At 69.1% G+C, this 9,939-nt stretch carries 8 protein-coding genes; 7 read left to right on the top strand and 1 reads right to left on the bottom strand.

The genetic code is table 11. From position 1 onward, the window contains the following. From gcvT to D5S19_RS14405, 5 genes are read left to right on the top strand one after another with little or no spacing between them, the layout of a single operon-like run. The gene (gene gcvT, locus D5S19_RS14385) at nt 1-1,161 is read left to right on the top strand and encodes a glycine cleavage system aminomethyltransferase GcvT (protein ID WP_120023839.1); all 1,161 of its coding nucleotides are present in this window, start codon (nt 1-3) and stop codon (nt 1,159-1,161) included. Then, a complete protein-coding gene (gcvH, locus tag D5S19_RS14390; protein ID WP_120023840.1) occupies nt 1,162-1,578 on the top strand; it encodes a glycine cleavage system protein GcvH in 417 nt (138 codons plus the stop codon). Beyond that, nucleotides 1,578-2,852: a serine hydroxymethyltransferase gene (glyA, locus tag D5S19_RS14395; RefSeq protein WP_120023841.1), complete on the top strand. Its 1,275-nt coding sequence runs from the start codon at nt 1,578-1,580 to the stop codon at nt 2,850-2,852. The genes gcvH and glyA overlap by 1 nt, the downstream gene beginning before the upstream one ends. Further along, the gene (gene lipA, locus D5S19_RS14400) at nt 2,849-3,853 is read left to right on the top strand and encodes a lipoyl synthase (RefSeq protein ID WP_120023842.1); all 1,005 of its coding nucleotides are present in this window, start codon (nt 2,849-2,851) and stop codon (nt 3,851-3,853) included. Before glyA ends, lipA begins: the two co-directional genes overlap by 4 nt. Nucleotides 3,854-3,869: 16 nt before the next feature. Next, the gene (locus D5S19_RS14405; RefSeq protein ID WP_120023843.1) at nt 3,870-5,243 is read left to right on the top strand and encodes an L-serine ammonia-lyase; all 1,374 of its coding nucleotides are present in this window, start codon (nt 3,870-3,872) and stop codon (nt 5,241-5,243) included. A 63-nt stretch (nt 5,244-5,306) separates the two neighbouring features. Here D5S19_RS14405 and D5S19_RS14410 read toward each other — a convergent pair whose 3' ends face one another. Next, a complete protein-coding gene (locus tag D5S19_RS14410; RefSeq protein ID WP_233573894.1) occupies nt 5,307-6,914 on the bottom strand; it encodes an alpha/beta hydrolase in 1,608 nt (535 codons plus the stop codon). A gap of 188 nt (nt 6,915-7,102) precedes the next feature. Between D5S19_RS14410 and D5S19_RS14415 the strand changes: the two genes are divergently transcribed. Both D5S19_RS14415 and D5S19_RS14420 read left to right on the top strand, forming a co-directional pair. Continuing rightward, the gene (locus tag D5S19_RS14415; RefSeq protein ID WP_267901114.1) at nt 7,103-7,822 is read left to right on the top strand and encodes a FadR/GntR family transcriptional regulator; all 720 of its coding nucleotides are present in this window, start codon (nt 7,103-7,105) and stop codon (nt 7,820-7,822) included. Nucleotides 7,823-7,875: 53 nt separating this feature from the next. Further along, nucleotides 7,876-9,729, top strand: a complete 1,854-nt coding sequence (locus D5S19_RS14420) for a transglycosylase domain-containing protein (RefSeq protein ID WP_233573895.1) — start codon at nt 7,876-7,878, stop codon at nt 9,727-9,729. Nucleotides 9,730-9,939 lie beyond the last annotated feature (210 nt).

Here is a 9,939-nt window from a genome sequence, read left to right on the forward strand (position 1 = left end):
GTGTCGAAAGAGACGTCGCTGCACGGAGTCCATCAGGACCTCGGCGCCCTGTTCACCGATTTCGCCGGCTGGTCCATGCCGGTTCGTTACGCCAGCGAACTGGCCGAGCACAAGGCCGTCCGCGAGGCGGTGGGGCTGTTCGACCTGTCGCACATGGCCGAGATCCACGTCCACGGCGCGCAGGCGGCCGACGTGCTCGACTACGCGCTGGTCGGCAAGCTGTCCGGCGTGAAGCCGGGGCGCGCGCGGTACACGATGATCTGCGACGCGGAGGGTGGCGTGCTGGACGACCTGGTGGTCTACCGGCTCGCCGAAGAGGAGTACCTGGTCGTCGCGAACGCCGGCAACGCCGACGTGGTAGCCGAAGCGCTGTCGGAGCGCGTACAGGGCTTCGACGCTGTGGTGGACAACCGTGCTGAGACGACCGCACTGATCGCCGTACAGGGTCCGAAGGCGGTCGACGTGCTCGCCGCGGTGACCGACGCGGACCTCGGCGCGCTGAAGTACTACGCGAGCGTGCCCGCGACGGTGAAGGGGCACGAGGTATTGCTCGCCCGCACCGGGTACACCGGGGAAGACGGCTTCGAGCTGTTCGTCGCCGTGGAGGAGGCGCCCGCGTTGTGGCGGCTCCTGGCCGAGGCGGGGGAGCCGTACGGGCTGGTGCCGTGCGGGCTCGCCTGTCGCGACACGCTTCGGCTCGAAGCGGGAATGCCGTTGTACGGCAACGAACTCAGCCGTGCGCTGAACCCGTTCGCGGCTGGTCTCGGCCGGGTGGTGAAGTTCGAGAAGCCGGGTGACTTCGTGGGCCGGGCAGCGCTGGCGGAGCTGGCGAAGGCGGACGTACCCCGGGTACGCGTCGGTCTGCGTGGCGCCGGACGGCGCGCACCGCGGCACGGATATCGCCTGCTGAGCGAAGAGACCGAGATCGGCACCGTGACCAGCGGAGCACTGTCGCCGACGCTCGGATACCCGATCGCGATGGCGTACGTCGATCGGGCGTACGCCGAGGCGGGGACCCGGCTGTCGGTCGACATCCGCGGCAAAATCGAACCGGTCGAGGTCGTCGATCTGCCCTTCTATCTTCGAGCCGGAGAGCCCGGCCACCGCCCCACCGCCACCCTCAACGGAGCGGCTGCGCCGCACCGAAAGGATCCAAACTAAATGAGCATCCCCGAAAACCTGTCCTACACGAAGGAACACGAGTGGCTGTCGGTCGCCGATGGGGTGGCGACGGTGGGCATCACCGCGTTCGCCGCCGAGTCGCTCGGTGACATCGTGTTCGTGCAGCTGCCCGCGGCCGGGACCCAGGTCACCGCGGGCGAGGTGTTCGGCGAGGTCGAGTCGACGAAGTCGGTCAGCGAGCTGTACTCGCCGGTCAGCGGCGAGGTGACCGAGGTGAACGAGACCACCGCGGACAGCCCGGAGATCGTCAACTCCGACCCCTACACCGAGGGCTGGCTGGTCAAGGTGCGGCTGAGGGCCGAGGTGCCGCCGGCCGAGGCACTCTCTGCCGCCGAGGGCGCATCGACACAGCTGCTCGACGCCGCCGCCTACACCGAGTTCACCCAGGAGAGCTGATGACCACCTTCGACGCCCGCTTGTCCGAAGTGGACCCCGAGGTGGCCGCCGCGGTCGCCGCCGAGCTGGATCGCCAGCAGTCCACTTTGGAAATGATCGCTTCGGAGAACTTCGCGCCGGCCGGTGTGCTCGAAGCGCAGGGCTCGGTGCTGACCAACAAGTACGCCGAGGGCTACCCCGGCCGTCGCTACTACGGGGGCTGTGAGCATGTCGACGTGGTCGAGCAGCTCGCGATCGACCGGGCGAAGGCGCTGTTCGGCGCCGAGCACGCGAACGTGCAGCCGCATTCGGGTGCGCAGGCCAACGCGGCGGCGATGTTCGCTGTGCTGAAGCCCGGTGACACCATCCTCGGTCTCGACCTCGCGCACGGCGGGCACCTCACGCACGGGATGAAGATCAATTTCTCCGGCAAGCTGTACACCGTGGTCGCCTACCACGTCGACAAGGAGACCGGGATCGTCGATCTGGCCGAGATCGAGCGGCTGGCCGTCGAGCACCGGCCGAAGCTGATCGTGGCCGGCTGGTCGGCGTACCCGCGGCAGCTGGACTTCGCCGAGTTCCGCCGGATCGCCGACCTGGTGGACGCGAAGCTGATGGTGGACATGGCGCACTTCGCCGGGCTGGTGGCCGCCGGGCTGCACCCCTCGCCGGTGCCGCACGCGGACATCGTCACCACCACCACGCACAAGACCCTCGGCGGTCCGCGGGGCGGCCTGATCCTGTGCCGCGAGGCGCTGGCGAAGAAAATCAATTCGGCGGTGTTCCCCGGTCAGCAGGGCGGGCCGCTGGAGCACGTGATCGCGGCCAAGGCGGTGGCACTGAAGATCGCCGCCGGCGACGAGTTCCGCGAACGGCAGGAGCGCACGCTGGCCGGTTCGCGGCTGCTCGCCGAGCGGCTCTCGCGTCCGGACTGCGCGGCGGTGGGCGTGCGGGTGCTCACCGGCGGCACCGACGTGCACCTGGTGCTGGTCGACCTGGTCCAGTCCGCATTGGACGGACAGCAGGCCGAGGATCGGCTGCACTCGGTCGGCATCACGGTCAACCGCAACGCGGTGCCGTTCGACCCGCGGCCGCCGATGGTCACCTCGGGCCTGCGCATCGGCACCCCGGCGCTGGCCACCCGCGGCTTCGGGGCCGAGGACTTCACCGAGGTCGCGGACGTGATCGCGGAGGCGTTGAAGCCGGACTTCGACGAATCCGCGCGGCAGACGCTGCGCGGCCGGGTCGAGCTGCTGGCCAAGAAGCACCCGCTGTATGCGGACCTGCCGCGATGACCGCCCAGCCGGAGGGGCGGAAGTTGTTGCGGCTTGAGGTGCGTAACAGTGAGACGCCGATTGAGCGGAAGCCGTCGTGGATCAAGACGCGGGTGCGGATGGGTCCGGAGTTTACGGAGTTGAAGGGTTTGGTGCGTCGTGAGGGTTTGCATACGGTGTGTGAGGAGGCGGGGTGTCCCAATATTTATGAGTGTTGGGAGGATCGTGAGGCGACGTTCCTGATTGGTGGGGATCAGTGCACGCGGCGGTGTGATTTCTGCCAGATCGATACGGGGAAGCCCGCGGCGCTGGACCGTAGCGAGCCGGTGAAGGTCGCGGAGTCCGTGCAGGCGATGGGGTTGCGGTATTCGACGGTGACCGGTGTCGCGCGCGACGACCTGGATGACGGCGGTGCGTGGCTGTATGCCGAGACGGTGCGGCTGATCCACGCGTTGAACCCGGGTACCGGTGTCGAGTTGCTGATCCCGGATTTCAACGCCGATCCTGCTCAGCTGGCCGAGGTGTTCGGGTCCCGGCCTGAGGTGCTGGCGCACAATGTGGAGACGGTGCCGCGGATTTTCAAGCGGATCCGTCCGGGGTTCCGGTACGCGCGGTCGCTGGAGGTGATCACGCGGGCGCGTGAGGCCGGGCTGGTGACGAAGTCGAACCTGATCCTCGGGATGGGCGAGACCCCTGACGAGGTCGGTGTGGCGTTGCGGGAGTTGTTCGAGGCGGGCTGCGAGATCATCACGATCACCCAGTACCTGCGCCCCTCGCCCCGGCACCACCCGGTTGACCGGTGGGTCAAGCCGGAGGAGTTCGTCGCTCACGCCGAGACCGCGAAGGAGATCGGGTTCCCCGGCGTCATGGCGGGGCCGCTGGTCCGCTCGTCGTATCGCGCGGGGCGGCTCTACGCCCAGACCAAGGCCCACCGGGGCGAGGAACTGCCGGAGAACCTGGCCCACCTCACTGCCGAAGGACCAGCAGCACAAGAAGCCAGCAGCGTACTGGCGAGGAACTAGGAGAAGGGGCGGATCAATGGCGATCAGCGTCTTCGACCTGTTTTCCATCGGCATCGGCCCGTCGAGTTCGCACACCGTCGGGCCGATGCGGGCCGCACGGACCTTTGTGGACGGTCTCGCGGACGAGGGCGTCCTCGGCCGGGTGAGCCGGGTGCGGGCCGAGCTGTTCGGCTCGCTCGGCGCGACCGGGTTCGGGCACGGCAGCGACAAAGCGGTGCTGCTGGGGCTGTCCGGGGAGCGCCCGGAAGCGATCGACACGGACACCGTGGCGGCGAAGGTCGCCGCGATCCGCGAGTCCGGGCGGCTGCTCGCCGGCGGACGGCAGGAGGTCGTGTTCACCGAGGACACCGATCTCACCATGCACCGCCGGAAATCGCTGCCCGCGCACCCGAACGGAATGATCTTCCGCGCGTTCGCCGCCGACGGTGCATTGCTGCGTGAGCGCACGTACTACTCCGTGGGCGGCGGGTTCGTGCGGGACGAATCGTTCGAGACCGACACGGTGTTCGTCGAGGACTCGACGCCGGTGCCGTATCCGTTTCGCACCGGAGCGGACCTGCTGGCGCACTGCGCGGAGACCGGCCTGCCGGTCAGCGAGATCATGCTGCGCAACGAGCTTTCCTGGCGTACCCGGGAGGAGATCCGGACCGGGCTGCTGGAGATCTGGCAGGTGATGGCCGAGTGCGTGCACAGCGGCTGCACTCACGAAGGCGTGCTGCCCGGCGGTCTTCGCGTGCCGAGGCGGGCGAAAGCGTTGCACGACAAGCTTCTCGCCGAAGACGGCTCCGGCGATCCGTTGTACGCCATGGATTGGGTGAGTCTGTACGCGCTCGCCGTGAACGAGGAGAACGCCGCGGGCGGGCGCGTGGTGACGGCTCCGACCAACGGCGCGGCCGGGATCATCCCGGCGGTCCTGCACTACTACCGGAGGTTCATCCTCGGAGCCTCGGACCACGGCATCGTCACCTTCCTGCTCACCGCCGGCGCGCTCGGCTCGATCCTGAAACAGACCGGTTCGATCTCCGGCGCGGAGGTCGGCTGCCAGGGCGAGGTGGGTTCGGCCTCGGCGATGGCCGCGGCCGGGCTGGCCGAAGTACTGGGCGGCTCGCCCGCGCAGGTGGAGAACGCCGCCGAGATCGGGGTCGAACACCACCTCGGCCTGACCTGCGATCCGGTGGGTGGCCTGGTGCAGATCCCGTGCATCGAACGCAACGCGGTCGGCGCCTCGAAGGCCATCCATGCCGCCCGGATGGCGCTGCGTGGTGACGGCAGTCACGTGGTCACGCTGGACAAGGCGATCAAGACCATGCGGGAGACCGGCGCGGACATGTCGGTCAAGTACAAGGAGACCGCCCGTGGCGGCCTGGCGGTGAACGTCATCGAGTGCTGATCGGAGGCGGTGTGGTGCGACACCGCCTCCGACCGTGCGCGAGGAGGTCAGGAACGCGCGGAATCACCCACCGGAAGGCGGGTCGAAGGGCCGGCGGTCGGGGGCGCAGACCGTGCCGGCCGGGGGCAGCTTCAGTTCGGTCAGGTAGCTGTCCACGGCTTGGTCCACGCACTTGCTCTCGTGGCCGTAGGCGCCGTGCCCGGCGATATCCACGGAGAGCAAGCGGGCCGAAGCGAGCAATTGGCTGGTGGAGACCGCGCCCTCATAAGGGGTCGCCGGGTCGCCGAGGCGGTTGCCCACGAGCAGCAGCGGGTTCGCGGTCTGCCGGTTCCACGGACCGGTGTACCGGTCGGGGTCGGTCACCGGCCAGCTGGCGCACGGCAGACCGGAGTAGATCCACGCGGACGCGAACCCGGGAGCGGCCGCTTCGGCCTTGCGGGCATAACGGCCCACCGCCCTCGGATCGCGCGGGTTGTCGGAATCCGTGCAGGCAACGGCGTAGTGCCAGGCCATGGTCGCGCTCTGCGGCTCGTCTGTCGCGGCGGGGGAGAACCGTGGCAGAGCCGGAACGGGAAACTTCGCGGACGTGGTCGCGGCCGGATTCCGGATGGCGAGGTACACCGACTGCAGGAACGGCGTCACGCTCTCCACGGCATTCGAGCTGCGGAGAGCGCCCATCATCCGGTTCACCAGGCTCTGGTAGGTGATCTTCATGTTCTCGCCGTGGGAGTCGGTGATGTCGACCGGTCCCTTGCGCAACGCGGTCAGCAGGCCGTCGTACTTGCGGCGCAGGCTTTGCTCGGTGGCGCCGGGTTCGCCGAACTCGCATGCGGAATGCGCGGCACAGTCCCGGAGCATGGTGTTCAGCGCGGTCTCGGCGCCGAGATGCGCGCCGACCCGGTAGACGTAGGGCTCGTTCTGCTGCCCCGGCTTGATTCCGGTGGTCCACTCCCGCGGCGGCAGGACGGCATCCAGCGCCAGGGCCCGCACCCGCTGCGGGAACAGATTGGCGTACACCTCGCCCAGGTGTGTCCCGTAGGACGTGCCGATGAAGTTCAGTTGCCGATCGCCGACCGCCCGGCGCAGGAGGTCCATGTCCCTGGCGACATTGGCGGTGGACATGTGGCTCAGCAGTGGCCCGGCGTGCTGCGCGCAGCGCGACGTGACGTCGCCGACCTGCCGGATCGCGTCGGCTTCGGCGGCTTCGGTGATGGGGAATTCCGGGAACAGTTTCGCGTCGTCGGCAGGGTTGCCGGAACAGGCGACCGGGGTCGAGGCGTAGGTGCCGCGCGGGTCGAACCCGACGACGTCGAAACGGGCGCTCAGCGCCGGGTCCATCCTCCGCGGGACCCGGCCGATCGCGCCCGGGCCACCGGGGTTGAAGAACAGGGTGCCGATCTTGTGCTGTTGGTCGGTGGCGCGCCGTTTGCCCAGCGCGAGGGTGATCTGCGGGCCGGTCGGGTCCCGATAGGACAGCGGCACCCTGGCGGTGGCACAGTCGTAGTCCATCGGGCCGTTCTCGCCTGGGCAGGGTGACCAGTTGAGCACGGGGGTCGCGGCGCGGTCCGAATCGGGGGTATCCGGCGGTGCAGCAGCGCTCGCGCCGGGGGCCAGCCCGGCGGCGATCGCCAGTGCGACGGTGCCCATCGTCAGGCTGCGTCTTGCTCTCAAGGGGGCTTCTCCTCGGCTGCAGGTTCGGTTCGTGAGCAAAAGTAGGGCAGGCTTCCCAAGATCGACAACGGCCGGGCAGCCGGTAAAGAGTGACTGTTCGGCCTATGCCGGGCAGCGCCGCGGATGGGTATGATTCCGGCCTTCTTCGCGACGGGTCCCCGGCGACCGTGAGGCCTAGACTCGGTCCCGTGGAAACCTCGGTGGTGAGTGCGAACGAGGCGCTGTTCCGGCCCGTGCGCGCCGGGAACGCCTTCGAGGAGACGGTCGAGCGGTTGCTGCAGGCCATCCGGCTCGGGGTGGTCGGCGCGGGCGAGCGGCTGCCGTCCGAGCGGGAGCTGGCCGAGCGGCTCGGGGTGAGCCGGGTCACGCTGCGCGAGGCGATCCGCGCGCTGGCCGACGCGGGGTATGTGGTGTCGCGGCGTGGGCGGTACGGGGGCACCTTCGTGAGCGAGGTGCTGCCCGAGCCGGCCGCGCGGGCCACCGCGGCCGTCGACGCCGCGGCGTTCGAGGACGCGCTGTGCCTGCGGTACGTGCTGGAGACCGGTGCTGCGGAGGCTGCCGCCGCGCGCACCTTGAGCCCGGGCGACCGGCAGCATCTCACCGGCACGCTCGCCGAGGCCGAGGCGGCCGGGCTCGGCGACTACCGGCGCCGGGACGCCCGGCTGCATCTGGCGATCGCCGAGGTCACCGCGTCCGGTTCGCTGACCACGGCGGTCGCCGACGCGCGGACCCGGGTCAGCCAGCTGCTCGATCGCATCCCGCTGCTCGAACCGAACCTGGAGCACTCGAACGCGCAGCACGAGGCGATCGTCGACGCGATACTGGCCGGCGATCCGGAGGCCGCGCGGCAGGCGATGGCCGAACACGTCGAAGGGACCGCTTCGTTACTGAGAGCGTTCCTCGCGTGAATTGATCACCGGATCAGATGAACCTTTTCACCGGTTCGCTCGTCATGTCTCGCGTGGAGATCTCGACTGAGAGTGCGCGGACCGCCGAGGACGACCGGGCTTCCCGACGGCGGCGGTGGCGCCGGATCCGGCGGATCGGCTACGGCGTGGGAGGGGCGCTCGTGGGCCTGCCGATGATCGCGTTCTGGCTGGCCTACCTGCTGATGGACGTCCGCAGCCCGCAGGAGGTGCTGTCCTCGCTGGACAAGACCGTCACCCTGCGGTACACCGACGGTAGCCCGCTGCTGCGCATCCTGCCCGGCGACGGCGACCGGCGCTTCGTGCCCTACGCCAAGGTGCCGAAGAAACTGCGTGAAGCGATCGTTGCGACCGAAGACCCCACGTTCTGGGAGAATTCCGGCTTCGACCCGACCGGGATCGGCCGTGCGCTGTTCACCGGCTTCGGCGGCGGCTCCGGGATCACCCAGCAGTACATCAAGAAGTCCACCGGCGACGAGGACGCGACGATCACCCGGAAACTGGCGGAGCTGGTGCTGGCCACGAAGATCACCCAGCAGCAGAGCAAGGAAAAGATCTTCGAGAGCTATGTCAACATCATCTCCTTCGGCCGCAACACGTTCGGGCCCGCGGCGGCGATGAACGCGTTCTTCGGCCGCCCGCTCGACGACAGCATGACCTGGAGCGAGGCGACCTTCCTGGCCGGGATGATCCAGTCGCCCTCGGTGCACGACCCGGCGGCGTCCGGCGAGGCGCACGCGACCAAGCGCTGGACCTACGTGCGGGACAAGCTCGTCGCACGCGGGTATGTGCGGGGCGTCGAGGCGTCCGCGATGAAGTACCCGGGAGCGGAGATCCGTCCTCCCGCCCAGACCCGCGAGCGGCTGAGTTACGACCAATACCATGTGAAACAGCAGGTGCTGGCGGAGCTGGAACGGGAGGGTTTTCCGCTTTCCCGCCTGCAGCAAGGGAATCTGACCGTGCAGACGACTCTTGACCAGGGTGCGCAGGCCGCTGCGCTCGCTGCGGTGAAGAACCGGCTGAAGAACGAGCCGAAGGAACTTCGCGGCGGCGTGGTGTCCGTGGACCCGTCGAATGGCGCGGTGCGCGCCTACGACGGCGGCGACAACGGCGTCCACGACTACGCGAGCACCCCGCGTCCGCTCGGCTCGGCGTTCTACCCGTTCACACTGGCTGCCGGGCTTCGCGCGGGTGCCTCGCCGGACGAGCGTGCCGCGGAGCCAGAGAAGATCAACTTCTTCGGGGAGGACTTCACCTACCCGAAGCTGTGCCCGCAGAAGTGCACGTTGCGTACGGCGATGGCGTCTTCGGCGAACACGCCCTACATCGCTCTCGCGCAGCGGCTCGGACCGGACGCGGTGAGCGCCGCGGCCCGCGACGCCGGCATTCCGGAGTCCGTCGACGGGAGCCCGACTTTACGCGAGAAGGACGGCTACCTGATCGGCTCGGGCATCGCAGTCGGGCGCTATCCGCTGCGACTGCTCGACGTTGCCGGTGCGTACGCGACATTCGCGGCAGGCGGTCTGCGGGCGACGCCGCACCTGGTGGACAAGGTTCTCAACCAAAACGGCGAAGTGGTGTGGCAGCGCGACGACCATCCGGCGCCCGCGTTCTCCCCGGACGAGGGCACCAGTCGCCGGATCGCCGACCAGGTGACCTCCACCCTGTCCGCCGGCCGCGGCCCGGCTCTGCGTACCGGCGAGTTCCAGTACGCCGACTCGTCGGACAACCAGGACGCCTGGGCCGTCGGCTACACCTCTCGGCTGACCACCGCCGTCTGGGTCGGCTCCGACGAGGACAGGAAACTCGTCGACGCGAACGGCGAGAAGCTCACCGGCTCCACCCTGCCCGCCGACATCTGGCGGCGGCTGATGAACCGCCGATCCTGAGCGCTGTGAAGGGTCCCTTCACGGACCCCGAGTCCAGGGCGTCGGCAAAGTCGGTGTGGAGGGCCCTGTGCAGCTGCGGAGGGCTGTGAAGGGACCCTTCACGGACTCTGAGTCCGTCAGGGGCACCCTCACGGACCCGAAACCGGTCGGGCAGCCACGGCTCTCTCTGATGATCACGGGTCCGCGACCAACTTTGCCGGGACCCTGGAC

Origin of the sequence: Amycolatopsis panacis, from assembly GCF_003600245.1 — a bacterium.
Lineage (GTDB): Bacteria > Actinomycetota > Actinomycetes > Mycobacteriales > Pseudonocardiaceae > Amycolatopsis > Amycolatopsis sulphurea.